We start from the raw sequence: 24523 nt of genomic DNA on the forward strand, positions 1-24523 counted from the left end.
ACACCCCGGCTCGGGCCCGCCGCACACACCCACCGCTCCACTCAGCCCCGCACCCTCCGAAACCTCCGCACCGCGACCATCCGCCACACCCCCAGCCACAGCACCAACGCGCTCCCGGTCCCGACCCCGGTCACCCCCACCAGCGTCATCAGGCCGTCCCCCGGCGACGTAGCGGAGGAGGCCGTCGCCCCGGCGGAAGCGCCACCTCGCCCACCCGCGGCCCCGGAGTCCGCACCCGAACCGGCACCAGACCCGGAACCGGCCCCCGGGGACGCCTCCGCCCCCTTCCCCTCCGCCTCGGAGGAGGAACCGTCACCCCACTCGGCGCCGCCCTCCCCCCGCTCGGCAGCCGCCAGATCCGCCGACGTCACCTGGAACTCCCCCGGATCCCGTACGTAGTCGGGCGCCCGCTTCTCGTCCCCATCGACGGTCACCCTCAAGGTCACCCCGAAGTCCCCGCCGCCGAACTTCCCGGCCAGCGCCGGGTCGAGCGTGACCTTGAGGCAGTACCAGCCGGCGACCCGCATCGCCGCTTCGTCCTTGCGCGACAACAGCCGGTTCCCGTACGAGACGGGCGGCAGCGGATCGAGCGCGGCCGACGCCGAATCCCCCGAGTACGGGGCCCCCTTCACCGCCACCTGCGCCCGCGCGGGGTTGTACAGCTCCATGTCGAGTGCCCCCGCCACCGCACCTCGCCGGGCGCCGTCCCCCGTCACACCGCCCAACTCGGCGCCGAGGAAGAGCTGTTGCCCCCAGTCCACCGGAACCCGGTAGAAGTGGCTCTGCCCCGGCCGGATCCGGTCCTTCCAGACGCCGGACGTGAGCGCCTTGGCATCGTTGAACCCGGTGCCACCGACGCGCCGCACGCCCGCCCCCGAAGGCAGCGCAGCCGTCTCCGACGGCCAGGGGCGCGCCTCCTCGCTGGGCGTCGCGGACACAAGACCCGGCTCGGTGGCCACCCGCAGTTCGAGCCCCCAGGCCCGACCACTCGACCCGGCCGCCGCCTCGCGCTCCACGACTACGTAGTACGTCCCCGCCGACTGGCACCGCAGCCCTCCCGGACGTACGGAACGCTCGACCGCGACCGCGATCGGTTGCGGGGAGGAGCCGGACCGGAACGTCGCGCGCCCCGCGTCGCACTCATTGCCCCGCAGGTCCCGCAGCGACACCGCGATGCCGTCCGAGGCCGCCGCCTTCACCCCCGAACCGAGCGGGGGCACGGCGACGACCGAGGCGTACGCGGTCGCCGCCCCGTCCAGTTCGACGCGGTAGTACGCGACGGCGCCGTCCCCCGCCGCGAGCGAACTCCGGTAGGTCTCACCGGTCTTGAGCTGCGCCGCCGTCGCACTGCCGCGCGCCCCTCCGACGGTCCGGGCCCCCTCGGCGTAGACGTATGGATCGCCGCTGTCCACCGCCACCGCGGCCCCTGGCGCCACCATCACCAGCGCCGCGCCCAGGCCCGCCCCGGCCATGCCCCTCGCCAGGCCCCGGCCGCGTCGGACCGTCCTCAGCCGCCTCAGGAGTCTCCCCATGGACGGTCATCCTGCCGTTCCGGACCACGTGGTGTCCGCCGTGCGATGCTTTCCCGCCATCCAGCGGCCCACGGAGTCGCATACGTGAAGGCGGCCCGGACAGCACAAGGCCCCGGCCGCTACAGCGACCGGGGCCCTATGAAGAGACTGTTGTCGATACTCACGAACCCGTGGGCACGGAGTCAGTCGCCTCCGTCCACAGATCCTGCTCGGCGCGATCCGCCTGGATCTGGCGGTACACGAGGAGCCCGCCGATGGCGGCCAGTGCGACCAGGAGAAGCTTCTTCACCGCGCGACCTCGTCTTTCCTTGACGTAGGGGACTTCTGGCGCCCGACTATACACACCGATCGATACCGATCGGTGACCTGGATCCACCTCAACTCGACCCCTGCGAACCGCGGTAGAAACGGTCGTTTGCGCCCATCCGAGTGGTGTTCATCTGAATATCGACGCCCCGCGAGCGTCGGTCCCACCCTCGCGTCTCTCCATCCACATCATGAGGAAAGTACGCAAATCGCCCAACCTGAAAGCGAGGGGCCATGACCAAGAACAGGGTCATGACGCTGTGGACCGTCATCATCTCCGCCTTCATCGCGCTCTTCTCGGCGCTCGGACTCACCTCCCCGGCCACCGCGGCCACCACGACCGCTCCGGCCCAGCAGGCGGAGAAGACGCAGACCGCGCAGGCCAGCACTCCTGCCACCGAGTCGGCCCGCCCGTACTGGGCCTTCAAGCGGTCCCTGCCACCGACGATGAAGCAGCGCATCCGCGCCGAGGCCCACGGTTCCTCCCCCAGCGCCCGCCACCGCCCGCCGGCCGACACTGAGCAGCGCAACGCCGACAGCAACCTGGCGTCCGAGGCCCTCACCACGCAGAAGTAGGCCGCCCCAGGCAGTAGACGCGCAGCACGAGCAGCACAGACGGAACAGACGGAACAGACGGAACAGCCGGGCGCACTACAACGCCCGGACCAGGCAAGACCGCACACAGCAAGACCGCACAACAGAAGAGCACGACTGTCGAACGAGGCCCCAGCCATCCCCTACGGCTGCGAGGGCCCATCGGCATGTCCGCGCGCACCCTCGCGCCACATACAACAGAACCACCGCGTACAGCAGAACGATCGCGTACAGCAGAAGACCCCCAAGCGTTTCCGCTTGAGGGTCCTCATGATGTGGGGCTAACAGGATTTGAACCTGTGGCCTCATCCTTATCAGGGATGCGCTCTAACCAACTGAGCTATAGCCCCGCCGCGCTCTGCGGGGTGTGTCCCGCGCGCTGACTCCTGAAGATTAGCGCACTGGGGGGCCAGTCCCAAAATCGATAGTCCCGGCCCGCCCACCAGCGGATCTCTCAGACGTCACTCGTCCTCGGCGAGCGTGAGCTCGACGCCGCCGACGAAGCCCGCGGAGAGGTTGTAGATGAACGCGCCGAGCGTCGCCAGGGCCGTGGCCAGGACGACGTCGATGACGGCGATGACCGTCGTGAACATCAGGACGCGCGGCAGCGACAGGAACGACTGCAGGTCGAAGCCGTTGGACTCGTTCGAGCCCGTGGCCTCGGAGATCGTGCCGCCCACGGTCGAGAAGACGCCCATGGCGTCCATGACCATCCACAGCACGGCGGCCGCGATGATCGTGCAGATGCCGAGCGCGATGGAGAGCAGGAAGCTGACCTTCATCACCGACCACGGATCCGCCTTGGCGACCCGCAGCCGGGCCTTGCGGGTGCGCGGGGTGGTGCGCGCCCCGGTGCGCGGCCTGCGAACCCCGTCCGGGGAGTTCTGGTAGGCCTGCGGCGGGTGGTACGGCTGGGCCGGCTGCTGCGGCCGCTCGCCCGGCAGGGCACCGCTGCCCCCGGCCGCGTATTGCTGGGTCTGCGGACCTCGGGTGTCCGTCACAGTTCCCCCCTGGGATCCATGAGACTCGTTCGAGTCAGAAGAGCCTTTGGCGTCGGCGACGCCGTCAATGTCGTGAGCGGAGCCACGGCCGCTCTCGGTTTCCGTACCGGTGGATGTACCGGTAGAGCCTGCGCCCGTGGCTCCGCTCACGATGACTCACTCCTCGCGCTACTCGGCCGAGGACTGTCCGCCCTCGTCCGTTCCGACGGCCGTCTCGCCCGCGGTGGATTCGTCGTTCTCGGCGCCGTCCGCGTCCTGCGCGATGTCGCCGTCGACTTCCTCCGCCTCACGACCGGCCTCGGCGTTACGTGCGATGCCGACGACGGCATCGCGCTTGCCCAGGTTGATCAGTTGGACGCCCATGGTGTCACGGCCCGTCTCCCTGACCTCGTTGACTCGCGTACGAATCACACCGCCGGACAGCGTGATGGCGAGGATCTCATCGGTCTCCTCGACCACCAGGGCACCGACGAGTTCGCCGCGGTCCTCCACGATCCTGGCGGCCTTGATACCGAGGCCACCGCGACCCTGGACGCGGTAATCGTCGACGTTGGTCCGCTTTGCGTACCCACCGTCGGTGGCGGTGAACACGAACGTACCGGCACGGACGACATTCATCGAGAGCAGTTCGTCTCCCTCGCGGAAGCTCATGCCCTTCACGCCGGAGGTGGCACGGCCCATCGGACGCAGCGCGTCGTCGGTGGCCGTGAACCGGATGGACTGCGCCTTCTTACTGATGAGCAGCAGGTCGTCCTCGGGGGACACCAGCTCGGCGCCGATCAGCTCGTCGTCCGAACCGTCCGCGGCCTCACGGAGGTTGATGGCGATGACACCGCCGGAGCGCGGCGAGTCGTAGTCCTTGAGAGGCGTCTTCTTTACGAGGCCGGCCTTTGTGGCGAGGACCAGGTAGGGCACCGCTTCGTAGTCGCGGATCGCGAGGATCTCGGCGATCGACTCGTCCGGCTGGAAGGCGAGCAGGTTCGCCACGTGCTGGCCGCGCGCGTCCCTGCCGGCGTCCGGGAGTTCGTACGCCTTCGCCCTGTAGACGCGTCCCTTGTTGGTGAAGAAGAGCAGCCAGTGGTGCGTCGTCGATACGAAGAAGTGGTCGACGATGTCGTCTTCCTTGAGCTTCGTGCCGCGTACGCCCTTGCCGCCGCGCTTCTGGGAGCGGTAGTCGTCGGTCTTGGTGCGCTTGATGTAGCCGCCGCGCGTGATGGTGACGACGATGTCCTCTTCGGCGATGAGGTCCTCGATGGACATGTCGCCTTCGAAGGGCACCAGCTTGGTGCGGCGGTCGTCGCCGAACTTGTCGACGATCTGCTGCAGTTCCGCGCTGACGATCTCGCGCTGGCGCTGCGGCGAGGCCAGGATCGCGTTGTACTCGTTGATCTTCTGCTGGAGCTCGTCGTGCTCCTGGACGATCTTCTGGCGCTCCAGGGCGGCCAGTCGGCGCAGCTGCATCTCGAGGATGGCGTTCGCCTGGATCTCGTCGATCTCCAGGAGGCCCATGAGGCCCTCTCGAGCGACGTCTACGGTCTCGCTGCGCCGGATGAGGGCGATGACCTCGTCGATGGCGTCCAGGGCCTTCAGGAGGCCGCGCAGGATGTGTGCGCGCTCCTCGGCCTTGCGCAGGCGGAACTTCGTACGCCGGACGATGACCTCGATCTGGTGCGCCACCCAGTGCCGGATGAACGCGTCGAGGGACAGCGTGCGCGGCACACCGTCGACGAGCGCCAGCATGTTGGCGCCGAAGTTCGTCTGCAGGTCGGTGTGCTTGTAGAGGTTGTTCAGGACGACCTTGGCGACCGCGTCCCGCTTGAGGACGATGACCAGGCGCTGGCCCGTACGGGACGACGTCTCGTCGCGGACGTCCGCGATGCCGCCGACCCTGCCGTCCTTCACGAGGTCGGCGATCTTCTGGGCGAGGTTGTCCGGGTTGACCTGGTAGGGCAGCTCCGTGACGACCAGGCACTGGCGGTTCTGGATCTCCTCGACGGCGACGACCGCGCGCATCGTGATGGAGCCGCGGCCGGTGCGGTACGCCTCCTCGATGCCCTTGCGGCCCACCACGAGGGCGCCGGTCGGGAAGTCGGGGCCCTTGATGCGCTCGACGAGCGCGTCCAGGAGCTCCTCGTGCGAGGCCTCCGGGTTCTCCAGGCACCACTGGGCACCGGCGGCGACCTCGCGCAGGTTGTGCGGCGGGATGTTGGTCGCCATGCCGACCGCGATGCCGGCCGAGCCGTTGATCAGCAGGTTCGGGAAGCGGGCCGGCAGGACGGTCGGCTCCTGGGAGCGGCCGTCGTAGTTGTCCGTGAAGTCGACGGTCTCCTCGTCGATGTCCCGGACCATCTCCATGGACAGCGGCGCCATCTTGCACTCGGTGTAGCGCATGGCGGCCGCGGGGTCGTTGCCCGGAGAGCCGAAGTTTCCGTTGGAGTCCACCAGCGGCATCCGCATCGACCACGGCTGGGCGAGGCGCACCAGGGCGTCGTAGATCGAGGAGTCGCCGTGCGGGTGGTAGTTGCCCATGACGTCGCCGACGACGCGGGCGCACTTGTAGAAGCCCTTCTCGGGCCGGTAGCCGCCGTCGTACATGGCGTACAGGACGCGGCGGTGGACGGGCTTGAGGCCGTCGCGTACGTCGGGCAGCGCGCGGGACACGATGACGGACATCGCGTAGTCCAGGTAGGAGCGCTGCATCTCCGTCTCGAGCCCGACGGGCTCGATGCGCATCGCGATGGCGCTGCCGTCCGCGTTCTCTTCAGGCGGCGTGGGGGTGTTCTCGTCGGCCATTGCTGGTCAAGATCCTTTCTGCGCGGTCAGCTGAGACCGACTCAGATGTCGAGGAAGCGGACGTCCTTGGCGTTGCGCTGGATGAACGAACGGCGGGCCTCGACGTCCTCACCCATGAGGACCGAGAACAGGTCGTCGGCCTGGGCGGCGTCGTCGAGCGTGACCTGGCCGAGCACGCGGTGCTCCTGGTCCATGGTCGTGACGCGCAGCTCCTCGGCGTTCATCTCGCCGAGACCCTTGAAGCGCTGGACCGAGTCCTCGCGGATGCGCTTGCCGGCCTGCCTGCCCATCTCGATCAGGGCGTCGCGCTCGCGGTCCGAGTACGCGTACTCGAAGTCGTCGCGACCCCACTTGATCTTGTAGAGCGGCGGGCGCGACAGGAAGACGTGACCGGCCTCGACCAGCGGGCGCATGAAGCGGAACAGGAACGTCAGCAGCAGGGTGTTGATGTGCTGGCCGTCGACGTCGGCGTCCGCCATCAGAATGATCTTGTGGTAGCGGAGCTTCTCGATGTCGAAGTCCTCGTGGACTCCGGTGCCGAAGGCCGAGATCAGCGCCTGGATCTCCTGGTTGTGCAGGATCTTGTCGACGCGCGCCTTCTCGACGTTCAGGATCTTGCCTCGGATCGGCAGGATCGCCTGGTACATCGGGTCACGGCCGGACTTCGCCGAACCGCCGGCGGAGTCGCCCTCGACGATGAAGATCTCGCACTTGGTGGGGTCGTTCGACTGGCAGTCGGAGAGCTTGCCCGGCAGCGACGCGGTCTCCAGGAGGCCCTTGCGACGGGTCAGGTCGCGGGCCTTGCGGGCCGCCACGCGCGCGGTGGCCGCCTGGATGGCCTTGCGGATGATGTCCGTGGCCTCGTTCGGATTCCGGTCCAGCCAGTCGTTGAGGTGCTCGTAGACGACCTTCTGGACGAAGGTCTTCGCCTCCGTGTTGCCCAGCTTGGTCTTGGTCTGGCCCTCGAACTGCGGCTCGCTCAGCTTGATCGAGATGATCGCGGTCAGACCCTCGCGGATGTCGTCACCCGTGAGGTTGTCGTCCTTCTCGCGCAGCAGTCGCTTCTCGCGCGCGTACTTGTTGATGAGCGAGGTCATCGCGGCGCGGAAGCCCTCTTCGTGGGTGCCGCCCTCGTGCGTGTGGATCACGTTCGCGAAGGAGTAGACGCCCTCGCTGTAGCTGGAGTTCCACTGCATCGCGACCTCGATGGACAGGAGCTTGTCCTTGTCCTCGGCCTCGATGTCGATCACGGAGGGGTGTACGACCTCTCCCTTGCGGGAGTTGAGGTACTTCACGAAGTCGACGATGCCGCCTTCGTAGTGGTACGACACCGAGCGCGGCTCGAAGGCGGTGTCGTCGCCCGCCTCGTTCGTGTCCGCGCCCGCCGTGGCCTTCGCCGTGTCGCGCTCGTCCGTGAGGTTGATCTTCAGGCCCTTGTTGAGGAAGGCCATCTCCTGGAAGCGCCGCGACAGCGTCTCGAAGGAGTACTCGGTGGTCTCGAAGATGTCGCCGTCGGCCCAGAAGGTGACCGAGGTGCCGGTCTCCTCGGTGGCCTCGTGCTGGGCGAGCGGGGCGGTCGGGACGCCGGCCTTGTACTCCTGCGTCCAGCGGTAGCCCTCGGTCTTGATCTCGACGGAGACCTTCGTGGACAGCGCGTTCACGACGGAGACGCCGACGCCGTGCAGACCACCGGAGACGGCGTAGCCGCCGCCTCCGAACTTGCCGCCCGCGTGCAGGACGGTCAGCACGACCTCGACGGCGGGCTTGCCCTCGGAGGCGACCATGCCCACGGGGATGCCGCGGCCGTTGTCGACGACGCGGACGCCGCCGTCGGGCAGGATCGTGACGTCGATCGTGTCCGCGTACCCGGCCAGGGCCTCGTCGACGGAGTTGTCCACGACCTCCTGCACCATGTGGTGAAGGCCACGCTCACCGGTCGAGCCGATGTACATGCCGGGTCGCTTGCGGACCGCGTCCAGCCCTTCGAGGACGGTGATCGCACTGGCGTCGTACGAGCCCTCTGTGGCCTCGACGTGCTCTTCGGCGTCGGTGGACGGGATGTTCTCGTTGGGGTTGCCGGAATCGGCCACGAAGCGCCCTTTCTGGCACAGCACAAACCAAGCTCCCGGTTGGTGGCCGGAGCGGCTGCGGCGTGTTTGTTCGGTAGGCCCTGATCAGCGTTGCTCGGTGCGTCCCACAAGTGGGGCGGGATTGTCTCCCAGTGTACCGGTAGCCCGGACATAGATGGGGGTTTGGCGGTGCCTGAGTCCTCATGTGCCGCCCTCAACCGGTCTCGGCCGACTCCCCCCATGCGGAGCGGGCCCCCAAGAGGCTCACAGTGGCACTCAGCGCTTCGAGGTGTGAACCACCAGCTACGGCGGCCGATCACTCACCCGTAGGTGTCGCCGTGACCCGTGCTCCCGGGGGCTCGCAAGGGGCCGTAGCGGCGGGGGCCGCCGCCGGGATTCTTGATGTCGATACGGCGTACGGTGCCGTGCCCAAGATCCTCGTTCAGGCGTCTGACCAGCTGCGGAGCCAGCATCCGTACCTGCGTCGCCCAGGCCGTCGAATCGCACTGCACGACCAGGACGCGCTCGTCCTCGTCGTACGTCTGCGGAACGCAGTGCTTGGCGAGGTCCTCGCCGACGATCTGCGGCCAGCGCCCCATGACGCCGCCGACGGCGGCGGGCGTCTCCCAGCCGCGCTCGGTGATCAGCCGGTTGATGGCGGCGCCGAGGCCCATCGGGTCCCGCCCGTCGGAGCGCGCCCCGGACCGCAGTCCGCCACCGCGCCGGGCCTGCTTCTTCTGCTGGGCGGAGTCACCACGCGCGCGTGCCGCTTCCTTCGCCGCCCGTAGGGCGACGCGGGCCAGGTCGACACCTGAAGGTTCGGGCTCGCGTTTTGGTTCCCGCGAGCCCTTCGCACCTTCGGGGGATTCGTCGCCGCTCACAGCCGCTCCACCGTCCCGTCCGACACCGCGTACCGGGTGCCGGCCAGGACGTCCGGTACGTCGTCGTCGACGGCGGCCGTGACGAGGACCTGCTCACCCGGCGCCACGAGCTCCGCCAGCCGCTCCCTGCGGCGCGCGTCCAGCTCGGCGAAGACGTCGTCGAGCACGAGCACCGGCTCGTTCCCCTCGGCACGCAGCAGGTCGTATGAGGCAAGGCGCAGCGCCAGCGCGTACGACCAGGACTCGCCGTGGCTCGCGTAGCCCTTGGCGGGCAGCTGGCCGAGTTTGAGGACCAGTTCGTCGCGGTGCGGGCCGACCAGTGTGACGCCCCGCTCGATCTCCTGCTTGCGCGCACCCTCAAGGGCCGCCATCAGCTGCTCGTACAGCTCCTCGCGCGCGTGCCCGACGATTTCGGGGGACGAGGGCTTGTACTCCAGGGCGATCGGTCCGCCGCCGGGCGCCAGTTGCTCGTACGCCTTGTCGGCCAGCGGCTGGAGCGTCGCGATCAGGTCGAGGCGCTGCGCGAGCAGCTCCGCGCCCGCGCGCGCGATGTGCTGGTCCCACACGTCGAGCGTGGACAGGTCCATGGAGCGCCCGCCGTGCCGCCGCGCGAGCGCCGCGGACTTCAGGAGCGTATTGCGCTGCTTCAGGACACGGTCGTAATCGGAACGCACCCCGGCCATCCGCGGCGAGCGCGCGGTGATCAGCTCGTCGAGGAAGCGCCGCCGCTCCCCGGGGTCCCCCTTGACCAGCGCGAGGTCCTCGGGCGCGAACAGCACCGTGCGTACGATCCCCAGCACGTCACGCGGCTTGACCTGCGAGGAGCGGTTGATGCGGGCGCGGTTGGCCTTGCCGGGGTTGAGTTCGAGCTCGATGAGCTGCTGGCGGTCGCCCTGGCGCACCTGCGCCCGGATCACGGAGCGCTCGGCGCCCATGCGGACCAGCGGGGCGTCCGAGGAGACGCGGTGGCTGCCGAGGTTGGCCAGATAGCCGACGGCCTCCACGAGGTTCGTCTTGCCCTGCCCGTTCGGGCCCACGAACGCGGTGACGCCCGGTTCGAGTGCGACCTCGGCCCGGGCGTACGAGCGGAAGTCGGCCAGCGACAGATGCGTGACGTGCATGGTCGTGGGCCGACCTCCCCCAACGTTCTGAACAGCGGTTTTCTACAGGTGTGGAGCGTTTGTGGGCGCTACTTCTTCTCGACGGCGTGGCCGCCGAACTGGTTCCGCAGCGCCGCGATCATCTTCATCTGCGGCGAGTCCTCCTGCCGCGAGGCGAAGCGCGCGAAGAGCGACGCGGTGATCGCCGGGAGCGGGACGGCGTTGTCGATGGCGGCCTCCACGGTCCAGCGGCCCTCGCCGGAGTCGGCGGCGTAACCGCGCAGCTTGTCCAGGTGCTGGTCCTCGTCGAGGGCGTTGACCGCGAGGTCGAGGAGCCAGGAGCGGATGACCGTGCCCTCCTGCCAGGAGCGGAAGACCTCGCGGACGTTGTCCACGGAGTCGACCTTCTCCAGGAGCTCCCAGCCCTCGGCGTAGGCCTGCATCATCGCGTACTCGATGCCGTTGTGGACCATCTTCGCGAAGTGGCCCGCGCCGACCTTGCCGGCGTGCACGGAACCGTAGTCGCCCTCGGGCTTGAGGGCGTCGAAGACCGGCTGGACCTTGGCGACGTCCTCGGCGGAGCCGCCGTACATCAGCGCGTAGCCGTTCTCGAGGCCCCAGACGCCGCCTGAGACGCCGCAGTCGACGAAGCCGATGCCCTTGGCCGCCAGCTCCTCGGCGTGCTTCTCGTCGTCCGTCCAGCGCGAGTTGCCGCCGTCGACGACGACGTCGCCGGGCTGGAGGAGTTCGCCGAGTTCGTCGATGGTGGACTGGGTCGCGGCGCCGGCCGGGACCATCACCCACACCACACGCGGGCCCTTGAGCTTGCCCACAAGCTCTTCGAGGCTGTGGACGTCCGCGAGGTCCGGGTTGCGGTCGTAGCCGAAGACGGTGTGGCCCGCGCGGCGGATGCGCTCGCGCATGTTGCCGCCCATCTTGCCGAGGCCGACGAGACCGAGCTCCATCAGTGGTTCCTTACGTTGCGACGGCGCGTGAGGTGGTGCGGGGCGGTACGAGCGCACGCGCGCGTGGCGTGCTCGTAGCCCTCGTACCTGGGTCCGAGCCTAAACCCGGACGCTCCCGCACACCTGTGGGCATAGCCGCTCAGGCGAACCCCGAGCGGCTATGCCCCTCAGGAGCCTCAGCCGGACAGCCGCACCGGCATGATCAGGTACTTGTACGCGTCGTCCGCCTCGGCGTCCAGGGCCGGCTTGCCGGAGAGCAGCGCTGGCTTGGTCGACGTCGTGAACGACAGCTGGGCGACCGGGGAGTCGATCGCGCTCAGGCCGTCGAGCAGGAAGGTCGGGTTGAAGGCGATGGAGATGTCGTCGCCCTCCAGGTTCGCGTCCACCCTTTCCACAGCCTGTGCGTCGTCGCTGGAGCCGGCCTCCAGGATGAGCACGCCCTGCTCGAAGCTGAGCCGCACCGGGGTGTTGCGCTCGGCGACGAGGGCCACACGCTTGACGGCCTCCACGAAGGGGGCGGTCTCGATGACGGCCACGGAGTTGAACTCCGTCGGGAACAGCGTGCGGTACTTCGGCAGGTCGCCTTCCAGGAGGCGGGTGGTGGTGCGGCGGCCCGCGCCCTCGAAGCCGATGAGGCCCTCGCCCGCGCCGGAGCCGGACAGCGCCAGCGTCACCGTGTCACCGCTCGTGAGCGCCTTCGCGGTGTCCAGGAGCGTCTTGGCGGGCACCAGGGCGACGGCGGACGCCTCCGGGTCCTCGGGCTTCCACAGGAAGTCGCGGACCGCGAAGCGGTAGCGGTCGGTGGAGGCCAGCGTCACCGTGTCGCCCTCGATCTCGATGCGCACACCGGTGAGGACGGGCAGCGTGTCGTCGCGGCCGGCCGCGATGGCCACCTGGGAGGCGGCGGCGGCGAAGACCTCGCCAGGGACGGTGCCCGTGGCGGTCGGCATCTGCGGCAGCGCCGGGTACTCCTCCACAGGAAGCGTGTGGAGTGTGAATCGCGAGGAACCGCAGACGACGGTGGCTCGTACACCGTCTGTGGAGATCTCCACCGGACGGTTGGGCAGAGCGCGGCAGATGTCGGCGAGCAGGCGGCCGGAGACGAGCACCGTGCCCTCCTCGTCGACCTCCGCGTCCACCGAAACGCGTGCCGAGACTTCGTAGTCGAAGCTCGACAGGCTGAGTGCGCCTTCCTCGGCCTTCAGCAGAAGGCCCGCGAGGACGGGCGCAGGCGGTCGTGCCGGAAGGCTGCGCGCCGCCCAGGCCACCGCCTCCGCGAGTACGTCGCGTTCCACCCGGATCTTCACTTAAGCCGCCTCCTGCTGTTGCTGGCTGCTCTCGCCCTGCTTGGTCTTCGGTCTGCCGTCTGCATCGGCAGACGTGGTGTCGCTCGGCCCACAGCTGGGGAGAACGACGGGGACCAGTCTGACGCACGGCACTGACAGTCGTTGCCCGCCTCGGTCAAGTCGCGTCGAACCGCGGCCGAGGGTCCGAGACCGACTTGTGCACAGCCCCCTCTTCGAAACGAATTCCCAGCTCTTACTAGTTGGGGGTAGTAGTAGGGGCTGTGGAAAGCGTGGATAACCGCTAAATCGCAGGTCAGAGGCGGTTTTTTGTCCACTGCGGCTGTGGGCCGAGACGGTGGACAACCGGCGCTCGCTGTGGACGGCGGAAAGTTCTGCACACCCGATGCACAGCCTGGGGCGACTTCTCCCCAGCGCCGTCCCCAGCTTTACCCCAGTTCTCCCCAGCCCAACCAAGCACCTTGGTGTGACGCCTTTCACTCGGCGGAGTGAGATGGCGCGTTGCATTGCCGAACAGTGGACAGCCGTGTGGAGAAGCCGCCGATCACTGTGCACAACGATCCTGAGCCTGTGGGTTGCCGGTGGACAACGTTACGCACAGGCTGTGGAGGAAAGATCTTTCCACAGTCTGTGGAGATCACCTTTCCACGAATCCACAGGCGTCTGACCTGGCCTGATGTCATGTCAGAGGGGTGCTCTGTGGACGCCATCTGGACAACTTTCCAGTCCCCAGGGTGTGGACCGCAAAAACCAGGCAGATCTGTGGAGAACACCCGTAACGCGGCGGGGAATCGAACACCGGCCCCGAAGGGCAGGGCTGCGGACAGGGCTGCGGACGGGGACATGGACAGGACGGGGACATGAAGAAGGGCGCTCCGGGAGTCCTTCCCGAAGCGCCCTGCGAGCGACCTACAAGCACCTGGCGAGCCGCAACTGGGCTGCTGTCAGCCGTTCTTGATGCGGTTGGTGAGCTCGGTGACCTGGTTGTAGATGGAGCGCCGCTCGGCCATCAGCGCGCGGATCTTGCGGTCCGCGTGCATCACGGTCGTGTGGTCGCGGCCGCCGAACTGCGCGCCGATCTTCGGCAGCGACAGGTCGGTCAGCTCGCGGCACAGGTACATGGCGATCTGTCGGGCCGTCACCAGCACGCGGCTGCGCGAGGATCCGCACAGGTCCTCGACGGTGAGGCCGAAGTAGTCCGCGGTCGCCGCCATGATGGCCGACGCCGTGATCTCCGGAGCCGCGTCCTCGCCGCCGGGGATCAGGTCCTTGAGGACGATCTCCGTCAGCCCCAGGTCCACCGGCTGCCGGTTGAGCGACGCGAACGCCGTGACCCGGATCAACGCCCCTTCCAGCTCACGGATGTTGCGCGAGATGCGGGACGCGATGAACTCGAGCACCTCCGGAGGCGCGTTGAGCTGCTCCTGCACCGCCTTCTTACGAAGGATGGCGATACGGGTCTCCAGCTCGGGCGGCTGGACGTCCGTGATCAGGCCCCACTCGAACCTGTTGCGCAGCCGGTCCTCCAGGGTCACCAGCTGCTTGGGCGGCCGGTCGCTGGAGAGCACGATCTGCTTGTTGGCATTGTGGAGCGTGTTGAAGGTGTGGAAGAACTCCTCCTGCGTCGACTCCTTGTCCGCGAGGAACTGGATGTCGTCGACCAGCAGGATGTCCATCTCGCGGTACCGCTTCCGGAAGGAGTCGCCCTTGCCGTCGCGGATCGAGTTGATGAACTCGTTGGTGAACTCCTCGGAGCTCACGTAGCGCACGCGCGTGCCCGGGTAGAGGCTGCGGGCGTAGTGCCCGATCGCGTGCAGCAGGTGCGTCTTGCCGAGGCCCGACTCCCCATAGATGAACAGGGGGTTGTACGCCTTGGCGGGTGCTTCGGCGACGGCGACCGCGGCCGCGTGCGCGAAGCGGTTCGACGCGCCGATGACGAACGTGTCGAAGAGGTACTTGGGGTTCAGGCGCGCCGTCGGCTCACCGGGCCCGGTGGCCGGCGCGGGCTGCGCCGCCAGGGGGCCGGGGGCGCCACTGGGCACGCCACGGTTGCCGGGCCCTCCGGGACCGCTCGGGCCTGCTGGGCCGTGGCCGCCGTCCAGGCCCGGTCGACCGCCCATCGCGGGCTTGCCGGGCTCACGCCGCTGCGGCCGCTCGCGCCCCGGCTCGTACGAACCGCGCTCTTCGTAGGACGACCGCTCTTCATAAGAAGAGCGGTCCTCGTAGGAGCGGTCCTCGTAGGGACGTTCTTCGTAAGAGGAAGAGCGGTCCTCATAGGAGGGGCGGTCCTCGTATGAGGACCGCTCTTCATAAGAGGGGCGGTCCTCGTAGGAAGGTCGGTCCTCGTACGGAGGGCGGCCGTCGGCCTTCTGTTCGTACGGGGGGCGCTCCGGCTGCTGGTCGTAGCGACCGCGCTCCTGCTCGTACGGCTGCTGCTGTTCGTAGGGCGGCCGCTCCGGCTGCCGGTAGTCGTGCTGCGGCTGCTGCGCGGGCGTCGCGTACGGGTCGCGCTCCGGGAAGCCGAGCCGGGGCTGCTGCCAGTTGTAGTCGTCCTGCTGCGGGCGTGGCCAGGCGCCCGGCTCGGGGCGCTGGTAGTCCGGGTAGGCGGGCCGGGCGGTCGGCAGCGGGTCGGGGCGGGGGGCCGGGGGCTGCTCGGCGCGCGGGCCCTGGCCGTGCTCGTCCGCGCCGCGGCGCTCGTAGCCGTCGTACGGCTGCGGCTCGGGGTCCTCGTAGCGGTGCTGCGGGGCCGCGGGGGCCGGGGCCGGCGGCGTGGGAGCGGGGGGCTCGCCCACGGAGTCGTCGACGGTGATCGCGATCCGGATGGGGCGGCCGCACTCGCGGCTGAGGGTCTCGCTGACGACCGGGGCGAGGCGGCCCTCGAGTACGCCCTTGGCGAATTCGTTCGGCACGGCGAGCAGCGCGGTGTCGGCGACGAGTGCCAACGGCTGACAGCGCCGGATCCAGTGCTCGTCCTTCGTCTCGACGCCCTGCCCGCGACCTTCCCCGAGGAGTTGCTCCAGAACTCGTGGCCACACTGCGGCAAGATCGGCAGGTACGTCAGCCACAGGGCACGCTCTCTCGCTGGTCCCACGAACGTGTGATTCCTGGGAGGGGTCGGGAAGAAAATCGGGTGGGGCGGTGAGAAGGGAACGAATCGGAGTTCAGCCACGGTAGTCAGCGCGACCGCTGCGGTTCAAGTTGTTGTCCCCAGCCTGTGGACAGTGTCCCCCGCATGACGCCGGTTTGACCGGATGGCGTAGCCGCGCGTACCGTAACCAGGTCGAGTTGTCGATGGCTGCTGCCGCCTGCCTCCGATGGGCAAGGTCACGATCCACAGTTCTTGCGGGCCGTGTAGCGGTGCACTCGGGCGTATTCGCGAGCTACTCGTGGGCGCACGGTGACAGCCAGGCGATGTCCCGCCACCACACGTTTTTCAGGAGCCCCCGAGTGAGCAAGCGCACCTTCCAGCCGAACAACCGTCGCCGCGCCAAGACCCACGGCTTCCGCCTGCGTATGCGCACGCGTGCCGGCCGCGCGATCCTCGCGTCCCGCCGTGGCAAGGGTCGCGCCCGCCTGTCCGCCTGATCGCGGAACAGGTCATGACGTGCTGCCTACCGAGTATCGGCTGAGGCGGCGCGAAGACTTCGCGACCGCGGTACGCCGGGGACGTCGGGCCGGACGCCCGCTTCTCGTCGTCCATCTACGCAGCGGTTCAACGGACCCGCACGTGACCGGGGAGACTCTCTCCCCACCGCGTGCGGGTTTCGTCGTGAGCAAGGCCGTGGGTGGCGCCGTCGTACGCAACGCGGTGAAGCGCAGGCTTCGGCACCTCATGCGCGACCGGGTGGCTTCGTTGCCCCCAGGTAGCCTGGTAGTCGTACGCGCGTTGCCCGGAGCGGGCGACGCGACCCACGCACAGCTGGCCCGAGACCTGGATGCCGCCCTCAAGCGGCTGCTGGGAGGGGGCGCGCGATGAAGTACCCACTGCTCGCTTTGATCAAGATCTACCAGTGGACCATCAGTCCACTGCTCGGTCCGGTGTGCAAGTACTACCCGTCGTGCTCCCACTATGGCTTCACCGCCATTGACCGGCACGGGGCAATCAAGGGAACAGCACTCACCGCCTGGCGAATCCTTCGGTGCAATCCGTGGTCGCTGGGCGGCGTCGACTATGTTCCGCCACGCAAGCGTCCGCGCTGGCACGAGATGCTGCGTGCGGCATGGCGCGGGGACAAACACACGGCCCCCGCCGTTGAGGGCGACAGCCCCTCTGCACAGGACAATAAGTCCGGAGCGACTTCGCCCAACGCCCAAGGAGCCTGATCAGGGACATGATTTCCGATATCGCCAACGCTGTTTCAGGCGTTTTCGCGTTCCTCACGACCCCGGTGTCGTGGGTCATCGTCCAGTTCCACACGGTCTACGGGGCGATCTTCGGCCCTGATACCGGCTGGGCCTGGGGCCTGTCGATCGTGTCCCTGGTGGTCCTGATCCGGATCTGCCTGATCCCGCTCTTCGTCAAGCAGATCAAGTCGACCCGGAACATGCAGCTGCTCCAGCCTCAGATGAAGGCGATCCAGGAGCGCTACAAGAACGACAAGCAGCGTCAGTCCGAAGAGATGATGAAGCTGTACAAGGAGACGGGTACCAACCCGCTCTCCTCGTGCCTTCCGATTCTCGTGCAGTCGCCGTTCTTCTTCGCCCTGTACCACGTGCTCGCGGCCATCGCCGAGGGCAACACCATCGGCGTCATCAACCAGGACCTGCTGGACAGCGCCCAGAAGGCGCACATCTTCGGTGCCCCGCTGGCCGCCAAGTTCATGGACAGCGCCGACACGGTCCAGGCGATGGGGGCCTCGCTGACCGACGTCCGCGTGGTCACCGCGGTCATGATCATCATGATGTCGGCGTCGCAGTTCTACACGCAGCGCCAGCTGATGACGAAGAACGTCGACCTGACGGTGAAGACGCCGTTCATGCAGCAGCAGAAGATGCTGATGTACGTCTTCCCGCTGATCTTCCTCTTCATGGGCATCAACTTCCCCGTCGGTGTCCTCGTCTACTGGCTGACCACCAACGTGTGGACCATGGGCCAGCAGATGTACGTGATCAACCGGAACCCCACTCCGGGCTCCAAGGCCCAGGCCAAGATGCTCGAGGGGCTGCAGAAGCACGTCGTCGAGCACAGCGCCACGCGCAACAAGCGCGAGCGGAACATCGTCAAGGCGATCGTCGCCAAGGGCCGCGACCGCAACGAGTACGAGCGCAAGTTCATCAACGGTCTGAGCAAGGCCGGCCTCGCGGCGCAGACCGACGGCACTGTGGCCAAGGGCGCCTCCACCGAGGAGCTGGACGAGGACGGTCTGCCGAAGGGCGCGCCGAAGCGCCAGCAGCCCAAGCGGCAGTCCAAGTCGCAGCGTCAGTCCGGTGGCTCCGGTGCCCAGGGTGCGGCGAAGGAGGACTCCGTTCCCTCGGATGCGGAGAAGACGTCGCTGTCCAAGGACGACGGTCCGCAGGACGCCAAGCCGCAGGCCAAGGGCAAGCAGCAGTCCGGCGGCGCCAAGCCGGCGGGCGGCTCCCAGCAGCGCAGCAAGGCCAAGTCCGGGCAGCGCAAGGGCGGCCCGCAGCGGCCCAAGTCCTCGTCCAAGAAGTAATCCCTCGACTCACCCGTCGTAAGACGTTGGCGCAAGCCTTGACGCAAGAAGGAGCCCATCCCGTGACGGAAGGCACCACCTCCGCCGCTGCCGAGGGTGGCGACACCCTGACCCGCCTCGAGCAGGAGGGTGAGATCGCCGCGGACTACCTCGAAGGCCTGCTGGACATCGCCGACCTCGACGGCGACATCGACATGGACGTGGAGGCCGACCGGGCCGCCGTTTCCATCGTCAGCGACTCGAGCAGCCGCGATCTGCAGAAGCTGGTCGGCCGGGACGGAGAGGTCCTCGAGGCGCTCCAGGAGCTGACCCGTCTCGCGGTGCACCGGGAGACCGGGGACCGCAGCCGCCTGATGCTGGACATCGCCGGCTACCGCGCCAAGAAGCGTGCCGAGCTCACCGAGCAGGGCGCCAAGGCCGCGGCTGAGGTGAAGAGCACCGGTGAGCCGGTCAAGATGAAGCCGATGACGCCCTTCGAGCGCAAGGTCGTCCACGACGCCATCAAGGCCGCCGGCCTGCGCAGCGAGTCCGAGGGCGAGGAGCCGCAGCGCTTCGTCGTCGTGCTTCCTGCCTGATCGGCAGTACGTCGTCTTCCGGCCCCGTCTGTTCGCAGGCGGGGCCGATCTTTGTCAGCCTGATAGTCAGCACTTACTGCGGTAGCGCGGTACGGAAGGACGGTCCCCGTGACGGAGGCAGCAGAACTCCCCCCGGCTCCGGAGCAGGCCCGGACGGTATTCGGCGAGCGCTTCTCGGACGCGGTCCGGTACGCGGAGCTCCTCGCTGACGCGGGAGTGCAGCGTGGCCTCATCGGCCCTCGCGAGGTGCCGCGCCTATGGGAGCGACACATTCTGAACTGCGCCGTGCTCTCCGAGGTGGTCCCCGAGGACATCACCGTGTGCGACGTCGGCTCGGGAGCGGGCCTTCCGGGTATTCCGCTCGCCCTGGTCCGCCCGGACCTGAAGATCACCCTCCTTGAGCCCCTGCTCCGTCGTACGACCTTCCTGACCGAGGTCGTCGAGCTGCTCGGGCTCGACCATGTGACCGTGGTGCGGGGGCGGGCCGAGGAGGTCCTCGGCAAGTTGCCGCCCGTGCATGTCGTCACCGCTCGCGCCGTAGCCCCGCTGGACCGGCTGGCCGCGTGGGGCGTCCCCCTGCTCCGTCCGTACGGAGAGATGCTGGCGCTCAAGGGTGACACGGCCGAGGAGGAGCTCAAGAGTGCGGGCGCTGCCCTGAGCAAGCTGGGCGCGGTGGAGACTTCGGTGCTGCACGTCGGTGAGGGCGTCGTGGACCCCCTGTCGACCGTCGTGCGTGTGGAGGTCGGGGAGAGTCCCGGCGGTGTGCGCTTCGCTGCGAAGCGCGCCAAGGCGGCCCGCACGGGGCGTGCCCGGCGTAGGCGCTGACGACCAGCAGTACTCCACAAAAGCTGTCAAACGTACCCATCTCGGGGTGTCGCGCGGGAGCGTATCCCGCTGCGGTGCATCGTGTTTCACGTGAAACGTCGCTCACTGCTGCAAGGCATCATCAGTCGCGGCCGCGCGGCGGCCGCTCCCCGCGACCGTAAACGCCTCGGATCCCCCGATACGGACACGGAGTTGTCCACAGAGGGGGATTCGTCCACAGAAGCACGGGCCTCGCTGGTTCTTGACCCCGAAGGCATGGGAGGCTCTGTTCATTGCGAGCCTGAAGTCGAGGAGAGTGAATCCTTGCGGTCCGACGCCAACATCGCGGGACCGATGACCGATCCGGTCCCCGGTCCCCGTACCGAGTCGCTGGGGGAGGATGTTTCACGTGAAACGCCGCCCCCGATGGACGACACACCCATCGGTCGTGCTGCCCAACTGGCGGTAGAAGCTCTCGGTCGCGCGGGCGAGGGCCTGCCGCGTCCGGAGCAGACCCGCGTCATGGTGGTGGCCAACCAGAAGGGCGGGGTCGGTAAGACCACGACAACGGTCAACCTCGCCGCCTCACTTGCGCTGCACGGAGCACGCGTACTGGTGGTGGACCTGGACCCACAGGGCAATGCCTCCACGGCTCTGGGCGTCGACCACCACTCCGAAGTGCCCTCCGTCTACGACGTGTTGGTCGACAGCAAGCCGCTCTCCGAAGTTGTCCAGCCCGTCCCTGACGTGGAAGGCCTCTTCTGCGCCCCGGCCACCATCGATCTCGCCGGTGCGGAGATCGAGCTGGTCTCTCTGGTCGCGCGGGAAAGCCGGCTGCAGCGCGCCCTCCAGGCGTACGAGCAGCCCCTGGACTACATCCTCATCGACTGCCCGCCGTCGCTCGGGCTCCTGACGATCAACGCCATGGTCGCCGGTGCGGAGGTTCTGATCCCGATCCAGTGCGAGTACTACGCGCTGGAGGGGCTCGGCCAGCTTCTGCGGAATGTGGATCTCGTGCGCGGGCACCTCAACCCCGCTCTCCACGTATCCACGATCCTCCTCACGATGTACGACGGACGGACTCGGCTGGCTTCCCAGGTCGCAGATGAAGTCCGTAACCACTTCGCGGGCGAGGTCCTTCGGACGAGCATTCCGCGTTCAGTGCGCATCTCCGAGGCGCCGAGTTATGGGCAGACCGTGTTGACCTACGATCCAGGGTCGAGCGGTGCGCTCTCCTACCTCGAAGCGGCGCGAGAGATGGCGCTGCGTGGAGTCGGGATTCACTACGACGCCCAGAACGCCCACACGGGCACTCAACTTGACCAGCAGAGTACGGCGGAGGGGATTCAGTGAGCGAGCGACGGAGGGGCCTTGGCCGAGGACTCGGCGCGCTGATTCCGGCTGCCCCCACACCTGAGAAGGCGGCTCCGACGACCCAGCAGTCGGGCGGAGCGTCGACGTCTCCCGCCTCTGTGCCGGTGCTGACATCGGAGCGCGGCGTGGCGGCCGCAAAGGTGGCAGCGTTGTCGCAGCCGCCTGTTTCACGGGAAACCGAGCAGCCGGCGGCCCCTGCGGCCGACGACTTCGAGCGTCCCGCGGGAGCGCATTTCGCCGAGCTGCCGCTCGACACCATCACGCCCAACCCGCGCCAGCCGCGTGAGGTGTTCGACGAGGACGCTCTCGCTGAACTCATCACGTCCATCAAGGAAGTCGGGCTGCTGCAGCCTGTCGTCGTTCGACAGGTGGGCGCCGGCAACTACGAACTCATCATGGGCGAGCGGCGCTGGAGGGCCTGCCGTGAGGCGGGACTCGAGCGCATCCCGGCCATCGTGCGCGCCACGGACGACGAGAAGCTCCTCCTCGACGCGCTGCTCGAGAATCTGCACCGTGCGCAGCTGAACCCGCTGGAAGAGGCCGCCGCTTACGACCAGTTGCTCAAGGACTTCAACTGCACGCACGATCAGCTGGCGGACCGGATCGGCCGGTCCCGCCCGCAGGTGTCCAACACCCTGCGGCTGCTGAAGCTTTCGCCGGCCGTTCAGCGTCGAGTGGCCGCGGGTGTGCTGTCGGCGGGCCACGCGCGTGCCCTGCTCTCCGTGGAGGACTCGGAGGAGCAGGACCGGCTGGCCCACCGCATCGTCGCCGAAGGGCTCTCGGTGCGCGCCGTCGAGGAGATCGTGACGCTCATGGGCTCGCACCCCAAGAGCTCGTCGAAGGCGAAGGGGCCGCGGGCCGGTACCCGTGTCTCCCCGGCGTTGAGCGATCTGGCCACGCGGCTGTCCGACCGGTTCGAGACTCGGGTGAAGGTCGACCTGGGGCAGAAGAAGGGCAAGATCGTCGTCGAGTTCGCCTCGATGGACGACCTGTCGCGCATCCTCGGCTCCCTCGCTCCGGGCGAGGGACCGGTGCTCCAGAACGGCCTCCCTGAGGAGACCGAAGAGGACGAGCAGGGCTGACCAACGCACTGTCGTGAACAGGAGCGGGCCGTGTCCGGTGTGTACCGGAACACGGCCCGCTCTTTGCTTTTCTACGGTATCGACGCAATCCCATCGTGGTTACGATGCGACGGGAAGAGCGCATCCACCCGGCGGCACCTCATACAGGAGGCGGGTCATGCGATCGGTGAGTCGCACCGGACTGATGACCGCAGGTCTCGGCCTGGGAGCAGTCGGCGGATTCGTCGGCAGCCTGCTCAGGGAACGGAGCGCTCTGACAGCCGCCCGCGCAGCGGCGGGCGAAGGAAGCGAGGAACTGCCTTCATGGGGCGTCGGCTCGTACCGCTCACGCTGGACAACCTCCCGGACCTCCCCAAGCGATGCCGCTCATGCGTCTTCTGGGAACTGGACCCGGTCAGCGGCCAGGCCGCGGTAAAGGCGGGCACGTCCGAACTGGAGAAGGAGTCCTGGATCTCCGCTGTCCTGCTGGAGTGGGGTTCCTGCGGACGCGTCGTCTACGTGGATGACGTCCCGGTCGGCTTCGTGCTCTACGCGCCGCCCGCGTACGTCCCTCGGTCCACGGCCTTCCCGACGAGTCCGGTGTCCCCGGACGCCGTTCAGCTCATGACGGCCTGGATCTCGCCGGACTATCAAGGGCAGGGCCTGGGCCGGGTCATTGTGCAGACCGTCGCGAAGGACCTGCTGCGTCGGGGCTTCAAGGCGATCGAGGCATTCGGTGACGCGCGATGGAAGGGGCCCGCCTGTCTGCTTCCCGCTGACCATCTACTGGCGGTTGGATTCAAGACCGTACGACCCCACCCCTCGTACCCCCGGCTGCGCCTGGAACTGCGGACGACGCTGTCCTGGAAGGAAGACGTCGAGATGGCGCTGGATCGGCTTCTGGGAGCCGTACAGAAGGAACCGGCGCTCCGGCCCCTGTGATGGGTCATGCAACGAGAGAGGGCCAACCCGAAGGGGTTGGCCCTCTCTCGTGTTTCACGTGAAACAACGGCTGCCGTCCATGGAACGGCGTCGCCTGATTACTCGGCGATGAAGTCCTCGAGGTCGCGCACGATGGCGGCCTTGGGCTTGGCACCGACGATGGTCTTGGCGACCTCGCCGCCCTGGTACACGTTCAGGGTCGGGATCGACATGACGCCGTACTTGGCTGCCGTGCCCGGGTTCTCGTCGATGTTGAGCTTGACGACCTCGATCTTGTCGCCGTGCTCAGCGGCGATGGCCTCGAGCGACGGCGCGATCTGGCGGCACGGACCGCACCAGGCGGCCCAGAAGTCGACCAGGACGGGCTTGTCGCTCTTCAGGACGGCCTCGTCGAAGGTGTCGTCCGTAACGTTCTTCAGGTTGCCGGCCACAGCAGGCTCCTCATTTCTCGGGGGATACGTAGGTGGGAGTGTTCGGGGGTCAGACGCCGGCGGTCTGGGTCTTCTCCGGCTCGGCGGCCTCGCCGTCGGAGAGCGCGGCCAGGAAGCGCTCGGCGTCGAGAGCGGCGGAGCAGCCGGTGCCGGCCGCCGTGATCGCCTGCCGGTAGGTGTGGTCCACGACGTCACCGGCGCCGAAGACACCGGAGAGGTTTGTGCGCGTCGACGGCGCCTCGACCTTCAGGTAGCCCTCGTCGTCCAGCTCCAGCTGACCCTTGAAGAGCTCGGTGCGCGGGTCGTGGCCGATCGCGATGAACAGGCCCGTCACCGGAAGCTCGGAGGTCTCGCCCGTCTTGAGGTTGCGCAGCGTCAGACCGGAGAGCTTCTGCTCGCCCTTGACCTCGGCGACCTCGCTGTCCCAGACGAACTTGATCTTCGGGTCGGCGAAGGCGCGCTCCTGCATCGCCTTGGAGGCACGCAGGGTGTCGCGGCGGTGCACGATCGTCACGGACTTGGCGAAGCGCGACAGGAAGGTGGCCTCCTCCATCGCGGTGTCGCCGCCGCCGATCACGGCGATGTCCTGGTCCTTGAAGAAGAAGCCGTCGCAGGTCGCGCACCAGGAGACGCCGCGGCCGGAGAGCGCGTCCTCGTTGGGGAGGCCGAGCTTGCGGTGCTGGGAGCCGGTGGTGACGATGACGGTCTTCGCGCGGTGCACGGTGCCCGCGGTGTCCGTCACGGTCTTGATCTCGCCGCTCAGGTCGACGGACACGATGTCGTCGGGGACGAGCTCGGCGCCGAAGCGCTCGGCCTGTCCGCGCATGTTGTCCATGAGCTCGGGGCCCATGATGCCGTCCTGGAACCCGGGGAAGTTCTCCACCTCGGTCGTGTTCATCAGCGCGCCACCAGCGGTGACGGCACCTTCGAACACGAGCGGCTTCAGCGACGCGCGCGCGGTGTAGAGCGCCGCCGTGTAGCCGGCGGGCCCGGAGCCGATGATGATCACGTTACGGACGTCGCTCACGGCTTGATTCCTCGTCTCTGCGGGACTGCTGCGTACTGCCTGGGGAGGCCCCTTGGGAGGACTCTCACCCCACCCAACGGATCCTACGGGGCATGCATTCCCGACGTGCC

General features: G+C 68.1%; 22 protein-coding genes and 1 tRNA gene. 10 read left to right on the forward strand and 13 right to left on the reverse strand.

Going from position 1 to position 24523, the window contains the following annotated elements; all coding sequences use genetic code 11:
• Window positions 1-41: 41 nt before the first annotated feature.
• Together RBJ65_RS13335 and RBJ65_RS13340 are read right to left on the reverse strand one after the other, a co-directional pair.
• Entirely contained in the window at window positions 42-1532 is a 1491-nt protein-coding gene (locus tag RBJ65_RS13335) for a hypothetical protein (protein WP_306322681.1), read from the reverse strand.
• 160 nt (window positions 1533-1692) lie between these two features.
• Window positions 1693-1821 (reverse strand): DLW-39 family protein, encoded by a 129-nt coding sequence (locus RBJ65_RS13340; RefSeq protein WP_003999697.1) that lies wholly within the window; start codon window positions 1819-1821, stop codon window positions 1693-1695.
• 251 nt (window positions 1822-2072) lie between these two features.
• Between RBJ65_RS13340 and RBJ65_RS13345 the strand changes: the two genes are divergently transcribed.
• The gene (locus tag RBJ65_RS13345; RefSeq protein WP_306322682.1) at window positions 2073-2414 is read left to right on the forward strand and encodes a DUF6344 domain-containing protein; all 342 of its coding nucleotides are present in this window, start codon (window positions 2073-2075) and stop codon (window positions 2412-2414) included.
• A gap of 294 nt (window positions 2415-2708) precedes the next feature.
• Here RBJ65_RS13345 and RBJ65_RS13350 read toward each other — a convergent pair.
• From RBJ65_RS13350 to dnaA, 9 genes are all read right to left on the reverse strand, one after another.
• Window positions 2709-2782: transfer RNA gene (locus RBJ65_RS13350), tRNA-Ile, on the reverse strand.
• Between the two features lie 111 nt (window positions 2783-2893).
• Complete coding sequence (locus RBJ65_RS13355; RefSeq protein ID WP_306322683.1) at window positions 2894-3583, reverse strand: DUF3566 domain-containing protein; 690 nt, start codon at window positions 3581-3583, stop codon at window positions 2894-2896.
• Between the two features lie 18 nt (window positions 3584-3601).
• Window positions 3602-6226 carry a DNA gyrase subunit A gene (gene gyrA / locus RBJ65_RS13360; protein WP_306322684.1) on the reverse strand — a complete coding sequence of 875 codons (2625 nt, stop codon included), beginning with the start codon at window positions 6224-6226 and terminating at the stop codon, window positions 3602-3604.
• 41 nt (window positions 6227-6267) lie between these two features.
• On the reverse strand, window positions 6268-8316 hold the full coding sequence (gene gyrB / locus RBJ65_RS13365) for a DNA topoisomerase (ATP-hydrolyzing) subunit B (RefSeq protein ID WP_306322685.1): 2049 nt from the start codon (window positions 8314-8316) through the stop codon (window positions 6268-6270).
• Window positions 8317-8615: 299 nt separating this feature from the next.
• On the reverse strand, window positions 8616-9176 hold the full coding sequence (locus tag RBJ65_RS13370; RefSeq protein ID WP_306322686.1) for a DUF721 domain-containing protein: 561 nt from the start codon (window positions 9174-9176) through the stop codon (window positions 8616-8618).
• The gene (recF, locus tag RBJ65_RS13375) at window positions 9173-10297 is read right to left on the reverse strand and encodes a DNA replication/repair protein RecF (protein WP_306322687.1); all 1125 of its coding nucleotides are present in this window, start codon (window positions 10295-10297) and stop codon (window positions 9173-9175) included. The genes RBJ65_RS13370 and recF overlap by 4 nt, the downstream gene beginning before the upstream one ends.
• A gap of 68 nt (window positions 10298-10365) precedes the next feature.
• Complete coding sequence (gene gnd / locus RBJ65_RS13380) at window positions 10366-11241, reverse strand: phosphogluconate dehydrogenase (NAD(+)-dependent, decarboxylating) (RefSeq protein WP_306322688.1); 876 nt, start codon at window positions 11239-11241, stop codon at window positions 10366-10368.
• A gap of 176 nt (window positions 11242-11417) precedes the next feature.
• Window positions 11418-12548 (reverse strand): DNA polymerase III subunit beta, encoded by a 1131-nt coding sequence (gene dnaN, locus RBJ65_RS13385; RefSeq protein WP_306322689.1) that lies wholly within the window; start codon window positions 12546-12548, stop codon window positions 11418-11420.
• Between the two features lie 941 nt (window positions 12549-13489).
• A complete protein-coding gene (gene dnaA / locus RBJ65_RS13390; protein WP_306322690.1) occupies window positions 13490-15610 on the reverse strand; it encodes a chromosomal replication initiator protein DnaA in 2121 nt (706 codons plus the stop codon).
• A 382-nt stretch (window positions 15611-15992) separates the two neighbouring features.
• Between dnaA and rpmH the strand changes: the two genes are divergently transcribed.
• The 9 genes from rpmH to RBJ65_RS13435 all read left to right on the forward strand — a co-directional run bounded on the left by rpmH (window position 15993) and on the right by RBJ65_RS13435 (window position 22955).
• Entirely contained in the window at window positions 15993-16130 is a 138-nt protein-coding gene (gene rpmH, locus RBJ65_RS13395; protein ID WP_003949374.1) for a 50S ribosomal protein L34, read from the forward strand.
• A gap of 19 nt (window positions 16131-16149) precedes the next feature.
• Window positions 16150-16521 carry a ribonuclease P protein component gene (gene rnpA, locus RBJ65_RS13400; protein ID WP_306322691.1) on the forward strand — a complete coding sequence of 124 codons (372 nt, stop codon included), beginning with the start codon at window positions 16150-16152 and terminating at the stop codon, window positions 16519-16521.
• A complete protein-coding gene (gene yidD, locus RBJ65_RS13405; protein ID WP_306322692.1) occupies window positions 16518-16868 on the forward strand; it encodes a membrane protein insertion efficiency factor YidD in 351 nt (116 codons plus the stop codon). Before rnpA ends, yidD begins: the two co-directional genes overlap by 4 nt.
• An 8-nt stretch (window positions 16869-16876) precedes the next feature.
• Window positions 16877-18199, forward strand: a complete 1323-nt coding sequence (yidC, locus tag RBJ65_RS13410) for a membrane protein insertase YidC (protein ID WP_306322693.1) — start codon at window positions 16877-16879, stop codon at window positions 18197-18199.
• A gap of 62 nt (window positions 18200-18261) precedes the next feature.
• Window positions 18262-18774, forward strand: coding sequence for a R3H domain-containing nucleic acid-binding protein (locus tag RBJ65_RS13415; protein WP_306322694.1), 513 nt, complete (start codon window positions 18262-18264; stop codon window positions 18772-18774).
• Window positions 18775-18882: 108 nt separating this feature from the next.
• The gene (gene rsmG / locus RBJ65_RS13420) at window positions 18883-19599 is read left to right on the forward strand and encodes a 16S rRNA (guanine(527)-N(7))-methyltransferase RsmG (protein WP_306322695.1); all 717 of its coding nucleotides are present in this window, start codon (window positions 18883-18885) and stop codon (window positions 19597-19599) included.
• A 255-nt stretch (window positions 19600-19854) separates the two neighbouring features.
• A complete protein-coding gene (locus tag RBJ65_RS13425) occupies window positions 19855-20931 on the forward strand; it encodes an AAA family ATPase (RefSeq protein ID WP_306322748.1) in 1077 nt (358 codons plus the stop codon).
• The gene (locus RBJ65_RS13430; RefSeq protein ID WP_306322696.1) at window positions 20928-22034 is read left to right on the forward strand and encodes a ParB/RepB/Spo0J family partition protein; all 1107 of its coding nucleotides are present in this window, start codon (window positions 20928-20930) and stop codon (window positions 22032-22034) included. Before RBJ65_RS13425 ends, RBJ65_RS13430 begins: the two co-directional genes overlap by 4 nt.
• A gap of 303 nt (window positions 22035-22337) precedes the next feature.
• Complete coding sequence (locus RBJ65_RS13435) at window positions 22338-22955, forward strand: GNAT family N-acetyltransferase (RefSeq protein WP_306322697.1); 618 nt, start codon at window positions 22338-22340, stop codon at window positions 22953-22955.
• Window positions 22956-23053: 98 nt separating this feature from the next.
• Here the strand turns inward: RBJ65_RS13435 and trxA are convergent, their stop codons facing one another.
• Entirely contained in the window at window positions 23054-23386 is a 333-nt protein-coding gene (gene trxA, locus RBJ65_RS13440) for a thioredoxin (RefSeq protein ID WP_306322698.1), read from the reverse strand.
• A gap of 49 nt (window positions 23387-23435) precedes the next feature.
• The gene (gene trxB / locus RBJ65_RS13445) at window positions 23436-24413 is read right to left on the reverse strand and encodes a thioredoxin-disulfide reductase (protein ID WP_306322699.1); all 978 of its coding nucleotides are present in this window, start codon (window positions 24411-24413) and stop codon (window positions 23436-23438) included.
• Between the last annotated feature and the right edge of the window lie 110 nt (window positions 24414-24523).

This window comes from Streptomyces sp. KL109B (assembly GCF_030766935.1).
Taxonomy (GTDB): Bacteria; Actinomycetota; Actinomycetes; order Streptomycetales; family Streptomycetaceae; genus Streptomyces.